Source organism: Micromonospora sp. NPDC127501 (assembly GCF_040302185.1).
Taxonomy (GTDB): domain Bacteria; phylum Actinomycetota; class Actinomycetes; order Mycobacteriales; family Micromonosporaceae; genus Micromonospora.
On record NZ_JBEORJ010000004.1, the window covers coordinates 84,988 to 100,983 of the forward strand.

Below are 15,996 nucleotides of genomic sequence, written 5' to 3' on the forward strand. Positions count from 1 at the left end.
CCTCGCAAAGATCAAGACTCCTGTCGGCCGGCGTCGGCGACTGCCGCTGACCTGCTCGCGGTGTCGCCGTCAGTTGGCGAGGGACCACTCCGTCCTGGGCTTGCCGTACGGGTGGCCTTGCGATGTCGCGTCATACTGAACGGATGGTGTTGATGGGTTGCGCTGGGGGCGAAGTCGCGGGTTCGAACCCCGCCGCTCGCTGTGCACCCCCCGTCTGCGCACGGTGGCCGCAGCGCTCATCGCTGTCCTCGCCACCGTCGCGCAGGCTTTCCTCGCGGCGTGGGCTGCGACCAGTGGAGCGGAAGCGCCTCGCTGGATCTACTACGGCGGATCCGCGGCCGCCCTGATCGGTGCGGTCGGCGTCAACCTCATGACGGCAGTTGCGGGCGTACCTCAGTTGGCAGAGGGCGCCCCAAGCGGAGCCCATCAACACCACCAACGAGGCTCATGCCTACGCCGGCAGCACCGCACCTCAGCCCCGAGGGTGCCCTCCGATCCGTAGCTCCGGGCAGTGCGGTCTTGCACGACTTCCCACGCTGCCGGCCGTCTTGCCGCCGTCGGTCGGCGCCGGTTGCGGGCGGTCGGTTGCTGTACTTCCCTGCTGTACATGTTGGGCTTGAACCCCGGAGCCCTAGGCAGAACCAACTCGGTCGGAAGCGGACCGATCGACGCCTGAACCTCGACCGGCTCGTCGTCGCCTCCTCGGCTTTACCGGTTCCCGCCGACTCTCTTCTGTACCGGCGTTGCACTAGTTCGTCATGTGGCCAGGCACGATGGCGGACGTTGGAGTGGTCACTTTTACTGGTGGAGTGAACGACTGCACAGATGGACATCGGCGTCCGGTCCAAAAAGTCTTGCCTTTCGTAATGAAAGGTGCTATCGGGCAGCGCTGCTGTGAAGTACGCTGTGAAGCATGCCCGCCCAGACCCCCCAGCCAGCGAGCCCGTACGACGACGAAGCCATCGAAGAGGTTCCACTCGCGTCCGCACCGCTAGTCCGTGTCCTGGCCCAGGTTCGACATCCCGCTCTCCTTGTCCTCTCCAACGAGGAGGAAGGGACGGAAGCTGCGATGCGAGTGGGATCGCGAATCGCAAAGCAATTTCCCATCTTTGAAAGCGGCCACGAGTCGTCTGTCTTGATTACCCAGGAGGGCATCAAGGAGAAGAAGGCTGATTCCTCTTGGATCTGGCGCCTGCGAAGTGGGGATGACGCTTGGCAGGTCACCTTCACTCGCAACTTTGTGGCGCTGGAAACAAGCAGATATCGAGGTCGAACCGACTTCTTGGAGCGATTGTCTCAGGTCCTGACCGCCTACGGAAAGGAGATTGACCCTCCATCAGTTTCCCGCGTTGGCTTCCGGTACACCAATAGGATCAGCGACACGTCCCATATTGACATGCTCCCCGAGCTAGTTCGTCCCGAACTTCTTGGACCGGCCGGAGCACCACTTCCTGAAAATGCAACACTAACTCACGCCTTCGGTCAGTCACAGTTCGTCACCGACTGGGGCGGCTCCCTACTGAATTGGGGACTCCTCCCTCCCAATGGAGTGTTTGACCCCACCATCACCCCTACAGCTAATAAGTCTTGGATCTTGGATCTTGATCTGTTCAACAGCCAACGCCGCCCATTCGACGCCTCATCATTGGTTTTGACGGCGAACAACCTAGCCGGGCGGGCATATACGCATTTTCGATGGGCAGTTACTAGCAAGTTCCTGGAGGTCTTTGGGGAGGCGGAATGAGCACGTCGACTATCCCTTCACACACCAATGCTCCGGTGGGCATCGAGCCGCCGCAAGCCACTACGTCGGGAACAAGCTCGGTCTCACTTGGTAAGTGGACCAATATCGCTGTTGTGTTTGCTCTTGCCGCGTCCGCTGGGGCCACAGCCAATACGGGTCGGCGCGTTGCCGCCGACTTGCGGCAGTACGCTGACTCTTCCAGTAGCAGCGCCGTCTTTCTTGCGTCGAAATTTCCTGCTTGTGTAGAAACGCCGGAGCGGCCACCTGTCGCTCAGACCGTTCGAAAGCTCTACGATGAAGCCGGACTCACTTGGGAGCAGTTGGCAAGGCTGTTCGGAGTCAGCAGGAGGGCTGTCCATAACTGGGCGAATGGCGGCAAGATGACTGCACGGCACGTTGAGATCCTCGCCGAACTGACCCGCGCGATATCGGCTCTTCCGACGAACACGCCTTCGGAACGAAGAGAGCTGTTCCTGGCGCCAGCAAGGGATGGTATGAGCCCCTACGATCACTTCCGATCTGCGGTCAACAGCAGTCGGTCTGCGATAAACCGAGCACCACTGACCCCTGCGCAGCTCCTCGGCGCTACCCACGATGATGATTGACGTAGCAGGGTAGAAACCGTTGACATCCCAGACATACCCTGAGCCGCAGTCAATCGAATTGGAAGCCCTTAGGCAGGGTGACATCGTTGATGTAACGGCGATCCCAATTCAACGCAGCCCGGATGGCTGCGAGTGGGTCCCGACACCCGACGGCGTGGTCATCGTGTCGCAAACCTGTGATCTGGTTCGGGCACACCCACCGGCCATCGCTGTTGCTCCACTAGTTGAACTGACTGAGGAAAGGGCGGGAACGGCACGGGATGGCAGGCAACCGAGCCTGGTACATGTGCCAGCTCGTGGCGCACTTTGGTTTGCTGACTTGCAACACATCGCCACTGTTGACAAGGAGTTCATAGCGCGCCGCCACCGCCAACAAGGCGTATTTGACGAACGCGACCAGAGCAAGTTCGGAAAGTTGGTTGGGCGGAAGTTCTCGCGGTTCGCGTTCCCCAACGACCTGGTTCCCTGGCTAAAACCCCTTGAGGATGTGGCGAGGTCCAAATATTCGAAGCAGAGCAGTGCGGAGGGGCGAGTATTCGAGAGGGTGTCCGAATTCCGCGTAGAGGCGACCCCCTGGAGTGAGCGCCCCTGCAGCCTTACTCTCACGACAGTTCTGTATTCGGGGACTTTGGACCCGTTCACGGGAGAAAACTTTCCAGAACTTCCCCCGCAACTGGCGAATTGGCTTCGACCTAACGGGAAGCTGCGCTCCTCAGATAAGCTGGCTGAGCGTCTCGATGCTACAGACGACCCAGTTGAACGCTACTGGCTATGGCAAGCGCTTGGCGAAGCTTGGGCGGCAAGGTGCAAGCCTCGGGAAAAGGACCTTCGGAGTCTTAGCCCGGCTAACCGGGAGCTAGCCATTTCAGCTATTGTCGACGGGGAAGTCGGCTCTGACGTAACGACAGAGGACGACTTCTCGATGCATCAGTACCTACACAGCGAAGCGCTAGACCTCGAACACTTGTCGCTCCCGCCGTGGATGCCAACAGCCGAAGGGGCTGATGGGCCTGGGGTCAGGGAGGTTGCCACATCGTCGCCTGATGGCACTCTTCCCAGCGTGAGCAGCCGAGACCGGGAAGGCCTCCTCCGACGGCTGTCGCAGCGGCTGTTTGGACAGCCTGGCGCTCGGGACTAATCATCAAGTCTGCCGCGGCCGCGCCGCCTTGGCAGATGGGAGAGGTTGGACGCCATCAGTGCTCCCTGATGTCGGCGGCTCGGTCTATGTCGAGATCAACGTCCTCGTCGAAATCGCCGCTGATAACCAGTCGGCCGCGCTGTTCGTGGATTAAATCGAAGCGAAAGCGCTTCCAATAAGGTACGGACGGGTAGATTAATACCTCACCTCCAGCCAGCTCGAAGGTATTGAACTGAACTTCAAGGGTTTTGGGCTCCCCTCCGCGTGGCCTGATTCTAAGATCGCCGCCCTCCAGCTTTCCCGGTCCGATGCTGATCTCTGTCGGCCCATTGGACACAACATCCAAGTTGACGTATGCGTCTCCAGAGATCCGCGACGGGACCGAGATGCGAACATCATTGGTCCGGACTTCGTGCAGTACGAGCCTTCCAGTAAGGGCGTACGCATGCATTGAGAACCGCGTCCGATCGAGCGTTGACTCGGAGAAATCGACTTCTCCATCGACTTTCGATGCGGGTCGCTGGAAGAAGAACCCTTCGTCGTCCGCGTCGAACTTGAAGGCTGAGTCCGAGATTTGAGCGCGACGAACCAAAAGGTGGCTTTCCGCTTTCATCGACATCTGATGAAGCTCGAATGAAGAATTGGTCACCGATGTCTCGTCGAAACATACGACCGCTCCATCATTCAACTCCGCACCTTGTAGCATGACCTTCATGTTGTGGAAGCTCGACCCGGTGAAGTCCAGCACAACGTCCGTGAGTTTCGTCGCCCGCAGCCGCAATTCTCCGTCCCGGAAAACACAGTTGCGAAACTGGATCCTCGCATCGTTGAGCCTTGTCAGGTCTAGGTCTACATTGTCGAAATGCCCACCCGAGAAGTCAAACTCCTGCTGATGCCACGAGATGCCGTCCGTCGGGTCTAGCAGTCGAGTTCGAATCGACTTCCATGCTGTCCGCCGCACTTCTCGTTCTCCCGCATCCGGGTTTTCGGCTTGAAGATCGAGAGTTGGCAGTCTCAGGTAGGAGCAGATGGCCATGACGCATGGAACCCGCCCTTCTTTCCAATCGTCGGCGAGGATGGCCAGGGAGTGAAGTCCAGCAAGACGGGCCGACGGCCTTTCGTGAGCCAGCAGCTCCGCGGCCTTGACGTACCTGTCCGAATACACTTGCTGATCGGCCCTAAGCCCGTCGCGCTCCGCCAACACCTGCTTCCGAAACGCGTATATCGCGCCTAAAGATGCTCCAATTAGCGCGGTCATACTTATTGATGCTGTAAGAACGGCCGGCAGGGTTCTGTCGTTCGGTGCGTTGAACCCCGATAGAATCGCAATCAGGATCCATAGGAATATAAAGAGGACAAGAAACAATATGATGGCGGTCGCGGCCGCGACGGGGAGGAGCGCGTAAAACCCACTCCCTAACCGCGGTTCGCCTAACTCGGCGATCCTCTTTAGGAGTATGAGTTTTACTTGACCTGACCGCTCTCTCAGAGGTGAGAGTGTCGGGATGTCACGTGGATCGGCCAAAGCACCCTCCATGGCGGGAACGGGCTGGGTTGATGCGGCCACGCCTTGTGGTTCAGACACCACGCCGAATCGTGTCAACCTCCCGCAAGCCTCCGACTGTCATCCCGTCTGCCGCCGACCCACACACCGTGGAGCGGGCCAGGGCCAGGGTGACAAGGTGGAGCGCCCTACTGGACGAACGACCTTGGCGCCCTGGCCCTGGTCTGCTCGGCTTGCCTGGGTCGGTGGTAGACGGGATGGCAGCTCCCCAACCACCCACCCACCGAAACCGTTCGGCAACTCCATCCTGGAGTCGTCTGCCCCCGCCGGAGGCAGCCCTAACCCCGCCCCCTCTCTCACCTACCCACTCCACCTCCTTCCTCTCTCATGGGCCTCAGTGGCCCCGTGACGGCCGTTCGGCAACTCCGGTTTGTGCCTAGCTAGTCTTCGCGTCTTCGGATCGCTGAGAACGGGTAGAGGCATGTCTGCCCGGCCACGGTCTTCCGGACTCGTCACCCGGTCACCTCACTGACCCAGGGGTGACGCGCGGGGCGGGGTGTGGGGTTCGGGCCGGCTGACTTTCCGCCCCGGCGCCGAAGGCGGCCGGGGCGGCGGCTCCGTAGGAGCCGATTACCGCGCCCCGGCCCGCGCCGCGCGGAGCGCCTTGATCTAGTACAGGCCAATTCGGCAACAGATCACAGGCAGCTCCGAGCGACCAAGGCCAGCGCGACGCAACTCACCCAATCGAGCTCTCCACCGGCCGCGACATGCCACTCAGGTCACGCTCCGGCGCAGTCAACCGAAGCAGCCGCGAAAGGGCACTCAACGCTCCGGCGCCCCGACCCGCTCACATCGAGATCCTGCCGGCTCACCACGCCCTAAATCACTGCTCCTTCACCCCTTCTCTTCGCTGGTGAAGGATGGCCGCATGCTTCATACGCCTCGCGCACTCCTGCTGGACTTCGGCGGCGTCCTGGTTGACGCCCCTCCGCAGCCTTCGGCCCCGCCCGAGCTGGTTCGCCAGTTCGCCCGGATCGTGGAAGGCGCGGTATCCGATGAGCAGATCGCCGCTGATCTGAGCCAGGGCGTACGGGCATACGCGCTGTGGCGCGATGAGGTGGGCAAGACCGGCGACCCGATCGAGCTTCCGCACGCGCAGGTGTGGGCGAACTTCGTCTCCCCCACCTGGCCTCAGTCAGCCCGAGACGCGGTCGAGCGGGAAGCCACCGCGCTGGCATACGCCTGGACCTGGCGGGCCGAATGGGAGGTACGTCCCGGCGTCCCGGAGGCACTGCGCGCCGCTGCCGATGCCGGGCTTCCCTTGGCCGTAGTCAGCAACACCCTGTGCGGCGCCGCCCATCGCGACTACCTCGCCACCACCGGCCTGTCCGACCTGTTCACCGCCGAGTTCTACAGCGACGAAGCCGGCCCCCGCAAACCCAACCCCCAGCTGGCCCTTCTGGCAGCTGACGCTGTTGGCGTACCCATCGGAGACTGCTGGTTCATCGGTGACAGCCTGCACCGGGACATCGCCTGCGCCCGCCGCGCTGCTGCTCAAGCCGCCATTCTGATGCGTTCACCCCGCACAGACCGTGAACCACCCGACCCCGGCCTGACTCCCGACGCGACCATCCAGGACGGTCACGGTCTACTCGAACTGCTCCGTCAGGCGTGCGGCACGGTCCATCGACCATCGGCCAGGACGTGACGGTGGATTCGCTCGGCTGCGGCATGCGGCGACACCTCTGCGGTGTCGATGGTGAGATCCGCATCGGGTAGAGGTTCGGTGTCATCCCATGCCCGCAGACGCGCGTCCGCGTCGCCGGTCTGCCGCGCCAGGATCCTCCGCTCAGCCACGTCACGGGGACACCAGAGGTAGACCACCCACCAGCTGGCATCGGGGACAGCCCTCGTAACAGCCGCGACAGCTTCACGTTGCCCAAGGTGCACGACAGGCACCGCGGCCGACAGCCGCTGCGTCAGGAACGGACGGTCAACCACGTACCGCGCGCCGTATCGATGGTTCTCCCAAACGACATCGCCGGCACGGCGCAACTGGTCGAGCGTCGTCGCATCGGCCATGCGATAACCCCTCGTGCGGCCCGGTCCCACCTTCAGCCGCTCGAACAGGACGTACCGGGGGTCGAGGTCGCGCAACGCAGCGGTCACGGTGTCCTTGCCGGCCGCCGGTGGTCCGTAGAGGACCACACCCCGCGTCACAAGCCCTCGCCCGCGAGGATCCCTTTTACCAATTCCTTGGCCTGCTCCTGCAAGGGACGGCTCGAAGCGCAGTTGTCTACCACCACGTGAGCGTCCACCGGACGGAAGCCAAGGTTGATGGAGCCCACGTACGCCGGCCAGTCGGCAAGTTTGAACCCATCGCGGGCAGCGCCGCGCCGACGTACGTAAGTCAGCATCGTGTCGGCATCGCAGTACACCCACACCACCGTGACAGCGGCGTTCGCCGCCTCATAGAACGCACGTGTGCGAGCCATCCATGCAGGATCGCCGAACTCTCGGATGAAGGGCGCTGTCACAACGACGCTGTTGCCGCACTGCACATTCTCACTAGCCGCGTCTTGCAGGGCTTCGTACTCGCGCGGGCGGATAGTGCTCAAGTATGTCTGCGACTCGCGATCGTTCGGCGATAGTCCAAGCGTAGCCAGCGCCGCCTCAACTACTGGCCGAGTCAGAGTGTCCTTGTCGAGCATCGGCCACCCCGTTTCGCGCGCCAAGATGCGGCCCAACTCGGTCTTGCCGCTACCTGCGTAACCACCGATCAACAAAACTCGCGGACGCTCCGGGCGTACCTCGCTGCGGCGCAGCTGGTCTGGCGCGTGTACCACCCGCTTCGAGCGGGACTCGTTGATGACGAGACCTTCCTCAGCCAGCACCTTCATGGCTTCGGTGATCGTGAAGACGCTGACGCCCCACTCCTCCGCGAGCTTCCTGGTCGACGGCAGCGGAGTGCCGTGGACCAGCCGACCCGCCTCAATCTCGTTGCGGATGTTCCGAGCCACCTGCTGATGCCGAGCCTCCGGCCGCTCGGTGCGGCCCTGCGGAGAGGTCATCGCGGCGCTCCCTCTGGTTGGTGTCGCGTATCGCTTGCAGGCTACCAGCGGCCTAACAGATGACAGGTGCTCTGACCGCTCGCTTGCGCTCCGCGAGAACGTTGCATCTAACAGTTGACTGGCTTCCATATCAGTTGTTAGGTTAGGTGCATCACAGAGACCGGAGCGCCGGTCAAGTCGCAGCAGCGAAGGAGATCGACATGGCCCTCAGGGGTGGTACTCGGTTCTCGGTTCCGTTCGAGGCGGTCTTTCCGCACGGGTGTGTGTTGGTGCCGGACTCGATCGCGGAGGCGCAGGACTTCGACGAGAAGACCCGGGCGCGAACGCCGAGCAAGGACAAGCTGACGGGGCAGCGGGTGTGGCAGTGCCGGGTGATGGACATGGACCCGGAACTGGGTTCCCGCTCGCGTGAGGTGTCGATCAAGGTTTTGGCGGATGTGCAGCCGGTACCGCCGGTGGGGCCGTTTCAGCCGGTGGAGTTCGAGAACCTGATGGTGACGCCGTACGTCGGCAGCAACGGCAGGCTGGCCTACTCCTACCGGGCCACGGCGCTGACGGCTCCGAAGACCCTGGCCGAGTCGCGCGGCAAGGCTGCTTGATCCCTTCTCTGGCGCGGGGCGGTCCGCTTCCTACGGCCTGACCGCCCCGCTGCCCTCTCAACCCTCTCGGCCTGGAAGGGCAGGTTCATCATGCCAATTTCCTTGGACTGGACTCGCGGCGGTAGTGCCGGCGCGCCGGTCCCGTGTGTGATCTGCGGGAAACCGGCGATCTGCCGCAGCCCCGCGGGCAAGCCGGTACACAAGACCTGCGCAGAGGCGTGGACCGAGCAGCACAGCACCCGTAAGGCGGTGGCGTGATGCGCGCTCCGCTGGTCAACTTCCGCCGCCTCCAGGTGGCTACTCCGTGGCCCCTGGTCTGGACGGTCACGATCGCCTTCGTTCTGGTCCGCCTCGCCATAGCGGTGGTGCGCCTCGTGGTGTGGGCGTTGCGTAACTGGCGGGCCTGGCCGGGCGTCGTCCTGGTCTTGGTCGCCGTCGACGTTCACCAGTCGCGCGGCTGGTGGCCGCACCTCCTGGTCGTGCTCGTCCTCGCCGCTGGCGCTGGCCTGTGGTTCTGGCGCGGTCGGGACTCCTTCCACCGCCTCGTCGTTCTGCGTGCCGTCACGGTGTGGCGGCGGCTGTGGGTCTACCGGCGTCAGTGGCACGAGGCGATGACGCTGTGCGGGCTGGTGAAGAAGTACGACGGTGGCGAGAAAGTCCCCGACCTGCTCTCGGTGCGCTGCTCCTACGCCACCGATGAAGTGGTGCTGCGGATGCCTCGGGGGCAGAACCCGGAGGCGTACCACAAGGCTGCCCGGGATCTGGCGTACTCGTTCGGCACCCGGCATTGCCGTGTCTTCTCCGGCCGCCGGCAGGCACCACCCGTGCGCTCGGGTCGGCTGGCGTGGCTGCTGCGCCGCCTCGACGCAATCCGGTTCCGGGACCGACCTCGGCATGTGTGGTTGGTGTTCATCCGCCGCGACCCGCTGACCCGCATCGTGGCGCCGCTGCCTGTGCCGGCCCGCCCCGACTTCACCGCCCTACCGCTCGGGCTGCGCGAAGACCTGGCCGTCTACTGCCTGCGGCTGCTCGCCACCCACGTCCTGATCGGCGGGGCGACGCGGATGGGCAAGGGCTCGGTCATCTGGTCCCTGCTTCGCGCTCTGGCCGCGGGCATCCGGTCGGGTCTGGTGAGGGTGTGGGCGATCGACCCGAAGGGCGGCATGGAGCTGTCCATCGGTCGGCCGTTGTTTTCCCGCTACGTCGATGACGACTGGACCCGTATGGCGGACATGCTCGATGACGCCGTGACCCGGATGCGCGCCCGGCAACGGCTACTCCGGGGCAAGGTTCGGGTGCACACGCCGACGGTGGATGAGCCGCTGATCGTCATCGTCATTGACGAGATCGCCGCCTTGCTGGCGTACCTGCCCGACAGCGACATCCGCAATCGGATCGCTCAGTCGTTGGGGTTGCTGCTGTCGCAGGGTGCCGGGCTCGGCGTCCTGGTCATCGCCGCTACCCAGGACCCCCGCAAGGAAGTCGTCTCGGTCCGGGACCTTTTCCCGACCCGCATCGCGCTCGGCCTCACAGAACGCGGCCACGTTGATCTCCTGCTTGGTGACGGCGCCCGTGACCGGGGAGCGCTTGCGGATCAGATCCCGCTGTCGGCCAAGGGCGTGGCCTACGTCCTGCTTGACGGCCAGCCGGAACCCGCCCGCGTCCGGTTCTCCTACATCGCTGATGACGTGATCCGGGACATGGCCGCGACGTTCCCCGCGTCACCTGAGATGGCGCCGGAACCGGTCGAGTCCCCGGCCCCGGTGAAGCCGGCCCCCTCCAACGGCAACGGGCGGCATACCTACCGGCCGACCCCGCCTCGGCAGGCCGCTCCGCTGCTGCCGCCGTCGCTGCTCAACGCATTGGACCTCAACACCACCCCGAACGGCGGTGACCCCCGATGACCATCGAGCTGCCCGAGGGCACGGCCGCTCGGATGCCCTACGCCGACGAACCCGACGAGCAGACCCCGGAGCAGCGTCGCTTCTACCGGCTGCGCGCCCCGCACGTCGACAAGGCCACGGTGCCGGTCACGGTCCGCGTCACCCCCGACGCCGACCTGTACGTCGCGGTTGGCTCCGGCCGGCGCCGCATGTACCTCACCCCGGCTGAGGCGTGGGCGCTGTGGCGCTGCCTCTCAGAAGCCGTGGCCTCAACCGGTGAGCCGCCGGAGTGGATCCGCGTGCACATCACCCCCACCCACCGCTGACCCTCTGCCCTCCTTGGAGCACGTGATGCGTACCCGTCGACTCACTCGCCGGCCCATCCGCCGGACCTGCCTCGATCTCGCCCACACCGACCCCGACCAGCAGTGCCCCTACTGCGCCCCCGACACCGCTGCCGACGCGATCCTCGCCGCCGCGCTCGCCCGGCACGCCGAAATCGCCGCCGACGACGTCGAAGCGTGGGGGTGGGCCGCATGAACCCGCAGCTGTGGTCCTGGCTCCTGATGGCCGTCGGCGTCACCGGCCTTTACCTCGCCGGTAAGCGCTCCTGGACCGGCTGGGCCGTCGGTCTCGCCGCTCAACTCCTGTGGCTGGCCTACTCCATCACGACCGAGCAGTGGGGCTTCCTCGTCTCCTGCTTCGCCTACGGCGCCATCTACATCCGCAACCTGCTCGCCTGGCTCCGTCCCACCCCGCCGGCCGCGCCCGAGGCGGAGGTGACCGAATGCGCCGCGTCCTGAACGCCGATCGGCTGGAAGCCATCGCCCTGGTCCTCATCCTCCTGGCCGTGGGCGGGATGGCCGGCGCCGCGTCGTTCACCCACGTCAAGGACTGGACCATGCTCCACGCTCCCGCCGGCACGGGGGACTGGTTCGGCTGGTCCAACGCCGTCATCTCCGAGCTGACCCCGGCCGCCGCGCTGTTGGTCATTCGCCGACGCCGCCGCCACGACCCGGAAGCCTCCGTGCTCTACCCGTTGGCGATCCTGATCGCTGCCGTGGCGCTGTCCCTGGCCGCGCAGATCGCCGTCGCCAACGACAGTTTCTCGTCTCGGCTGCTGTCCTCGGTCCCGGCGCTGGCGTTCCTCGCCCTGTCCAAACTCGTCCTGAACGGCAAGTCCGCTCAGTCCGCGCCGACTCCGACCGCCCCGGCTCCGGCCCAGCCTGCCACGGTCCCGGCGCACCAGCCCACCGACCTCGCTCCGGTCAACGTGCCCGCCGATCCGGCTCCGGCCGCCGTGGTGCCGACCGCGCCGATGTCCGCCCCGGCATCGGTGATGCGCGCCGCGCTGGTGTCGTCCGTCGTCCAGTCGCCTCGCAACGGCCACGTCTTCACCTCGGAGGTGACCCGATGACCCGCACCCAGCTCGCCCGCGTCCAGACCCGCCGTCCCGCCGTTGTCGCTCGCCGGATCGTCGGCACCCCCGCCGAAGTCGCCGCGACCGTCGCCCTCGTCCGCGACTCCAACCGGCTGCTCTCCATGAGCGAGCCCCAACTGATCCCCGGGGACTCCCGGGTGACGGTCACGGTGCGGTTCCTCGACACCACCCGACCCACACTCGTCCCGGCCAGCAGGGTCAACCGCGGTCGTATTGCCGCCGCGATCGCCGTCCCGGCTGTGGGCGTCGTCGCCGCTGTCGGCTATCTCGCCGCGCAGCTCGTCCAGGCGATCCGGGCCGCGTTTCCCGCTATCGCGGGCGTCGTCCTGGTCCTGATCGTCATCGCCCTGCTCCTGCGGCGCTCGGGTCGCTGCTGCCCGGGTCTGCACTGCTCCGGATGCGGCCACTGACCGCCATGGCTACCGGCTGGCCCACCTACTGCGCCCGCTGCGGTGGGCCAGCCACCGCCCTGATCGAAGCCGGCCAACCCGGCACCGGCCGCTACCGCGCCGAAACCACCTGCGCCCGGCACACCGCTGCCGCCCACCGCTGGGCCGGCACCGCCGGTTCGACCCGCACCACTCCAATCGGTGACACCCAACCCGCCCTGTTCGACCTCCCGGAGGTGACCCGTTGACCGCCCCGACCCTGCCCGGCCTCGCCCCCGACGCCACCACCGAACCCGCCCCCGCCCTGGCTGTCCCGCCGGCGAGTGGGTCCCGTGCTGCCCGCCTTGCTCTGCCCATGTCGCGTCAGGTGCTGAAGGAGATGGCCGCCGAGTACGGCGTGTGCCTGCGCCCGGTCACCCTGCGCCGCACCGACCTGCACACCGGCCAAACCGAAGTCATCGACCTGCCCTGCGGCTCCACCCGGGAAGACAAATGCGAGCCGTGCGCCAAACGCGCCCGCCGGCTACGCCAAACCCAGATCCGGGAAGGCTGGCACCGCACCGACGAACCCGCCCCCGCACCCAACCCCGCCACCGACGCCCAGCGAGAGTTGATCCTGCTGCGCGCGCACCTGGAATTCGCCCGCGATGAGGCCCAACGCGCCGCGCAATTCGACCAGGTACCCGGCATCGACCACGCCATCACCGAAGTCGAAGAAGCCATCGCCGCTGAAGGACTCCGCGGGCAAGTCGCCCCACCCCACGACGACGCCGACGGCTTCGGTCTGGGCATCAACCTCGGCGGGCGCCGCAAACGCTCCACTCGCCGCCGCCAGGACGCCCCGGACCTGCCCCGCAAAAAAGTAGAACGCCGCACCCTGGGCAAGATCTACACCGCGCCGGATGGCACGGAACATCGCCCGTCGATGTGGTTGTCGCTCACCCTCGATAGCTACGGGCGCGTTCGGCCCGATGGGACACCGGTCGACCCGGACAGCTACGACTACCGGCGCGCTGCCTGGGATGCGGTGCACTTCGCCCGGCTCCTCGACCGGTTCTGGCAGAACCTGCGCCGGTGTGTGGGCTGGAACGTCCAGTACGCCGGGTGCGTCGAGCCTCAACGCCGCTTGGCGCCGCACGGCCACTTCGCCATCCGAGGCACCATCCCCCGAGCGATGCTGCGGCAGGTCGCCGCCGCCACCTATCACCAGGTGTGGTGGCCACCGGCTGACGACCTCGTGTACTCCCTCGACAGGCCCCCCGTGTGGAACAACGATCGCGGAGAGTGGGTCGACCCTGACACCGCCGACCCACTGCCCTCATGGCGGGACGCGCTGGACCTGGTCGACTCCGACCCCACCGCCGAACCGGTGCACGTCGTCCGCTTCGGCCAGCAAGTCCACGCTGAGGGCGTCACCCCCGGCACCGTGCACGCCGACCGGACCATCGGCTACATCACGAAGTACATCACCAAGAGCGCGGCCGACTGCCACAAGACCGACACCGACCGGCAGCGGAACCACCTCGACCGGCTGTGGCACCAACTCCGGGTGACCCCGTGCAACGAGCGGTGCGCCAACTGGCTGCTCTACGGCATCCAACCCAAGAAGGCACACGAGCGGCTGCAAGCAGGACGCTGCAAGGGCAAGGTCCACCAACGGGCCACCCTCGGCATCGGCGGCCGACGCATCCTCGTTTCCCGCGACTGGTCCGGAAAAACCCTCGCCGACCACCGCGCCGACGCTCGCGCCTGGGTCCGCAACCTCCTCGGCATCACCACCGGCGCCGACGACGCCGACCCCGCCGGCCCGGACCAACCCACCGCATACGCCTGGGAGATGGCCCGCCCCGACGACCCAGACATCCCGCCCCTGCAACACCGGCTCCTACGTGCCCTGTCGCAACGGGCGCAATGGAAGGCCGCGCTCCTGGCCGCGCGAGACCGCGCTGCCACCGCCGCCCCGACCACCGTCGACCACCCCACGTCTTGACTGGAGGAGTAATGGAACGCGCCACCATCCCCGTCGCCAACCGTCCGGATCTGCCCGGTCGGATCCTGCGTACTAGTGACACCCGCGCCGTCTACTCCGTCCGCGAGGTTGCCCGCCTGCTCTCGCTCTCCCTGGGCAGCACCTATGCCCTGGTCCGCGAGGGAGAGATACCCGCCCGGAAGCTCGGCGGGCGCTGGGTTATCCCCAAGAAGCGATTCCACGACTGGCTCAACGAGGCCAACGAGCAGGACAACCGAGCATCGGAGGGGTGGGCCTGATGGGCTTCGTTCGTAAGACTCCCGTTGGGCGTCACCGGGCGTGCTGGCGTGATCCGGCCGGCCAGCAGCGATCAAAGACGTTCCGCACCAAGAAGGAGGCCAACGCCTTCCTGGCAGAGGTCGAGTCGGCGCTCAACCGCGGAACGTACGTCGCTCCCGATGCCGGCCGGCTCCGCTTCGTCGATTACGCGCAACGCTGGCTGAGCAATCGCAACGACGAGAAGGCGACCGCGGCCCGCGATGCCTCCATCATGCGAAACCACGTCGTGCCGCGTTGGGGTGCGGTGCCGCTAGCGAAGATCGAACACTCGGCCGTGCAGGAGTGGGTGACCAAGCTGGGGGAGCGGCTGTCGCCAGCTACGGTCCGCGAGTGCTATCGGCTCACGTCAGGGGTGCTCCGGTCGGCGGTTCGTGACCGGCTCATCGGCTTCAACCCCTGCGAGGGCGTCCGTCTCCCGCCCCGGCGGCGCATGGACACCGACGAACTGGTCATCTCCCGCGCGGATCTGTTCGACAGGCTTCTCCCCGCCGTTCCGGACCGGTATCGCGCCCTGGTCGCCGTCGCCGCTGGCACCGGCCTCCGCTGGGGTGAGTGCGCGGGACTCCGCTGGGATGCCGTGGACCTGGCCGCGGGCTTGCTCCGGGTGGTGCGGGTCGCGGAGGAGGTGTCAGGACACGTCACGCTTAAGCCCTACCCGAAGTCACGAGCTGGCCGGCGGACTGTGCCGCTGCCGCCCTTCGTGGTCCAGGCGCTGGCCGACCACCGGCAGTCCTTCGAGACCGGCGTCGAAGATCTGATCTTCGTTGCCCGGACCGACGAACCGCTCAAGCGCGGCACCTTCCGGGCGCGGATCTGGAAGCCTTCGCTGCAACGGGCCGGGCTGCCCCTCGCGCTCCGGTTTCACGACCTGCGGCACTCGTATGCGACCTGGCTCGTCTCCGATGGCGTGCCGATCAATGACGTTGCGAAGGTGATGGGACACGAGCAGACATCCACGACCCTGGACCGCTACACACACTCGACCCGCGACCGGGATCGCAGGGTGCTCGCGTCATTCGCTGCCTTCTCGCTGCCTCAGGATGAGCGATAAGCCCTGAAAACGAATCAAGACCCCTCCGTGGAGGGGCCTTGACCTGCTGTTACCTCTGGTCGGGGTGGCCGGATTCGAACCGACGACCTCTTCGTCCCGAACGAAGCGCGCTACCAAGCTGCGCCACACCCCGAGGCGTGCCGACAAATAGTAGCCCACCCGCCCCGATGGTCAAACTCGGTACCCCTGCTGCTCCGACCCTGCCCGGAGTGGTCAAGATCCGCACTACTTCCGGGATGTTGCTGCCTCACGACGCGCCGAGG

At 65.8% G+C, this 15,996-nt stretch carries 17 protein-coding genes and 1 tRNA gene; 14 read left to right on the plus strand and 4 right to left on the minus strand.

Features of this window, described 5'->3' with window-relative positions:
* Positions 1–913 precede the first annotated feature (913 nt).
* Together ABTW72_RS10435 and ABTW72_RS10440 are read left to right on the plus strand one after the other, a co-directional pair.
* On the plus strand, positions 914–1,744 hold the full coding sequence (locus ABTW72_RS10435; protein ID WP_350856925.1) for a TIGR04255 family protein: 831 nt from the start codon (positions 914–916) through the stop codon (positions 1,742–1,744).
* Positions 1,741–2,349: a helix-turn-helix domain-containing protein gene (locus ABTW72_RS10440; RefSeq protein WP_350856928.1), complete on the plus strand. Its 609-nt coding sequence runs from the start codon at positions 1,741–1,743 to the stop codon at positions 2,347–2,349. Before ABTW72_RS10435 ends, ABTW72_RS10440 begins: the two co-directional genes overlap by 4 nt.
* A 1,193-nt stretch (positions 2,350–3,542) precedes the next feature.
* Here the strand turns inward: ABTW72_RS10440 and ABTW72_RS10445 are convergent.
* The gene (locus ABTW72_RS10445) at positions 3,543–5,072 is read right to left on the minus strand and encodes a hypothetical protein (protein ID WP_350856931.1); all 1,530 of its coding nucleotides are present in this window, start codon (positions 5,070–5,072) and stop codon (positions 3,543–3,545) included.
* Positions 5,073–5,919: 847 nt separating this feature from the next.
* Here ABTW72_RS10445 and ABTW72_RS10450 point away from each other — a divergent pair.
* Complete coding sequence (locus ABTW72_RS10450) at positions 5,920–6,699, plus strand: HAD family hydrolase (RefSeq protein ID WP_350857859.1); 780 nt, start codon at positions 5,920–5,922, stop codon at positions 6,697–6,699.
* Here ABTW72_RS10450 and ABTW72_RS10455 read toward each other — a convergent pair.
* Complete coding sequence (locus ABTW72_RS10455) at positions 6,657–7,160, minus strand: kinase (RefSeq protein ID WP_350856934.1); 504 nt, start codon at positions 7,158–7,160, stop codon at positions 6,657–6,659. The genes ABTW72_RS10450 and ABTW72_RS10455 overlap by 43 nt on opposite strands.
* A 47-nt stretch (positions 7,161–7,207) precedes the next feature.
* Positions 7,208–8,062: an AAA family ATPase gene (locus tag ABTW72_RS10460; RefSeq protein ID WP_350856937.1), complete on the minus strand. Its 855-nt coding sequence runs from the start codon at positions 8,060–8,062 to the stop codon at positions 7,208–7,210.
* 200 nt (positions 8,063–8,262) lie between these two features.
* On the opposite strand from ABTW72_RS10460, the gene ABTW72_RS10465 reads away from it, so the two are divergent.
* From ABTW72_RS10465 to ABTW72_RS10515, 11 genes are all read left to right on the plus strand, one after another.
* On the plus strand, positions 8,263–8,661 hold the full coding sequence (locus ABTW72_RS10465) for a transcriptional regulator (protein WP_350856940.1): 399 nt from the start codon (positions 8,263–8,265) through the stop codon (positions 8,659–8,661).
* A 257-nt stretch (positions 8,662–8,918) separates the two neighbouring features.
* Positions 8,919–10,565 (plus strand): FtsK/SpoIIIE domain-containing protein, encoded by a 1,647-nt coding sequence (locus tag ABTW72_RS10470; RefSeq protein ID WP_350856942.1) that lies wholly within the window; start codon positions 8,919–8,921, stop codon positions 10,563–10,565.
* On the plus strand, positions 10,562–10,870 hold the full coding sequence (locus tag ABTW72_RS10475) for a spread protein (RefSeq protein ID WP_350856945.1): 309 nt from the start codon (positions 10,562–10,564) through the stop codon (positions 10,868–10,870). Before ABTW72_RS10470 ends, ABTW72_RS10475 begins: the two co-directional genes overlap by 4 nt.
* Before the next feature lie 25 nt (positions 10,871–10,895).
* Positions 10,896–11,084 carry a hypothetical protein gene (locus ABTW72_RS10480; protein WP_350856948.1) on the plus strand — a complete coding sequence of 63 codons (189 nt, stop codon included), beginning with the start codon at positions 10,896–10,898 and terminating at the stop codon, positions 11,082–11,084.
* A complete protein-coding gene (locus ABTW72_RS10485; protein ID WP_350856951.1) occupies positions 11,081–11,347 on the plus strand; it encodes a hypothetical protein in 267 nt (88 codons plus the stop codon). The genes ABTW72_RS10480 and ABTW72_RS10485 overlap by 4 nt, the downstream gene beginning before the upstream one ends.
* The gene (locus tag ABTW72_RS10490; protein WP_350856954.1) at positions 11,332–11,961 is read left to right on the plus strand and encodes a hypothetical protein; all 630 of its coding nucleotides are present in this window, start codon (positions 11,332–11,334) and stop codon (positions 11,959–11,961) included. The genes ABTW72_RS10485 and ABTW72_RS10490 overlap by 16 nt, the downstream gene beginning before the upstream one ends.
* Positions 11,958–12,395: a hypothetical protein gene (locus ABTW72_RS10495; RefSeq protein WP_350856957.1), complete on the plus strand. Its 438-nt coding sequence runs from the start codon at positions 11,958–11,960 to the stop codon at positions 12,393–12,395. The genes ABTW72_RS10490 and ABTW72_RS10495 overlap by 4 nt, the downstream gene beginning before the upstream one ends.
* The gene (locus ABTW72_RS10500) at positions 12,383–12,622 is read left to right on the plus strand and encodes a hypothetical protein (protein WP_350856959.1); all 240 of its coding nucleotides are present in this window, start codon (positions 12,383–12,385) and stop codon (positions 12,620–12,622) included. The genes ABTW72_RS10495 and ABTW72_RS10500 overlap by 13 nt, the downstream gene beginning before the upstream one ends.
* A complete protein-coding gene (locus tag ABTW72_RS10505) occupies positions 12,619–14,364 on the plus strand; it encodes a replication initiator (protein ID WP_350856962.1) in 1,746 nt (581 codons plus the stop codon). The genes ABTW72_RS10500 and ABTW72_RS10505 overlap by 4 nt, the downstream gene beginning before the upstream one ends.
* Positions 14,365–14,375: 11 nt before the next feature.
* A complete protein-coding gene (locus ABTW72_RS10510; RefSeq protein WP_350856965.1) occupies positions 14,376–14,642 on the plus strand; it encodes a helix-turn-helix domain-containing protein in 267 nt (88 codons plus the stop codon).
* On the plus strand, positions 14,642–15,733 hold the full coding sequence (locus tag ABTW72_RS10515) for a tyrosine-type recombinase/integrase (protein ID WP_350857861.1): 1,092 nt from the start codon (positions 14,642–14,644) through the stop codon (positions 15,731–15,733). The genes ABTW72_RS10510 and ABTW72_RS10515 overlap by 1 nt, the downstream gene beginning before the upstream one ends.
* 56 nt (positions 15,734–15,789) lie before the next feature.
* Here the strand turns inward: ABTW72_RS10515 and ABTW72_RS10520 are convergent.
* Positions 15,790–15,866 (minus strand) — tRNA-Pro (locus ABTW72_RS10520).
* Positions 15,867–15,996: the final 130 nt, after the last annotated feature.

Bases quoted from the DNA above. Each gene is read 5' to 3' on its own strand.
- ABTW72_RS10435 (WP_350856925.1), top strand. From the start codon at position 914: ATGCCCGCCCAGACCCCCCAGCCAGCGAGCCCGTACGACGACGAAGCC.
- ABTW72_RS10440 (WP_350856928.1), top strand. From the start codon at position 1,741: ATGAGCACGTCGACTATCCCTTCACACACCAATGCTCCGGTGGGCATC.
- ABTW72_RS10450 (WP_350857859.1), top strand. From the start codon at position 5,920: ATGCTTCATACGCCTCGCGCACTCCTGCTGGACTTCGGCGGCGTCCTG.
- ABTW72_RS10460 (WP_350856937.1), bottom strand. From the start codon at position 8,062: ATGACCTCTCCGCAGGGCCGCACCGAGCGGCCGGAGGCTCGGCATCAG.
- ABTW72_RS10465 (WP_350856940.1), top strand. From the start codon at position 8,263: ATGGCCCTCAGGGGTGGTACTCGGTTCTCGGTTCCGTTCGAGGCGGTC.
- ABTW72_RS10470 (WP_350856942.1), top strand. From the start codon at position 8,919: ATGCGCGCTCCGCTGGTCAACTTCCGCCGCCTCCAGGTGGCTACTCCG.
- ABTW72_RS10475 (WP_350856945.1), top strand. From the start codon at position 10,562: ATGACCATCGAGCTGCCCGAGGGCACGGCCGCTCGGATGCCCTACGCC.
- ABTW72_RS10480 (WP_350856948.1), top strand. From the start codon at position 10,896: ATGCGTACCCGTCGACTCACTCGCCGGCCCATCCGCCGGACCTGCCTC.
- ABTW72_RS10485 (WP_350856951.1), top strand. From the start codon at position 11,081: ATGAACCCGCAGCTGTGGTCCTGGCTCCTGATGGCCGTCGGCGTCACC.
- ABTW72_RS10490 (WP_350856954.1), top strand. From the start codon at position 11,332: ATGCGCCGCGTCCTGAACGCCGATCGGCTGGAAGCCATCGCCCTGGTC.
- ABTW72_RS10495 (WP_350856957.1), top strand. From the start codon at position 11,958: ATGACCCGCACCCAGCTCGCCCGCGTCCAGACCCGCCGTCCCGCCGTT.
- ABTW72_RS10500 (WP_350856959.1), top strand. From the start codon at position 12,383: ATGCGGCCACTGACCGCCATGGCTACCGGCTGGCCCACCTACTGCGCC.
- ABTW72_RS10510 (WP_350856965.1), top strand. From the start codon at position 14,376: ATGGAACGCGCCACCATCCCCGTCGCCAACCGTCCGGATCTGCCCGGT.
- ABTW72_RS10515 (WP_350857861.1), top strand. From the start codon at position 14,642: ATGGGCTTCGTTCGTAAGACTCCCGTTGGGCGTCACCGGGCGTGCTGG.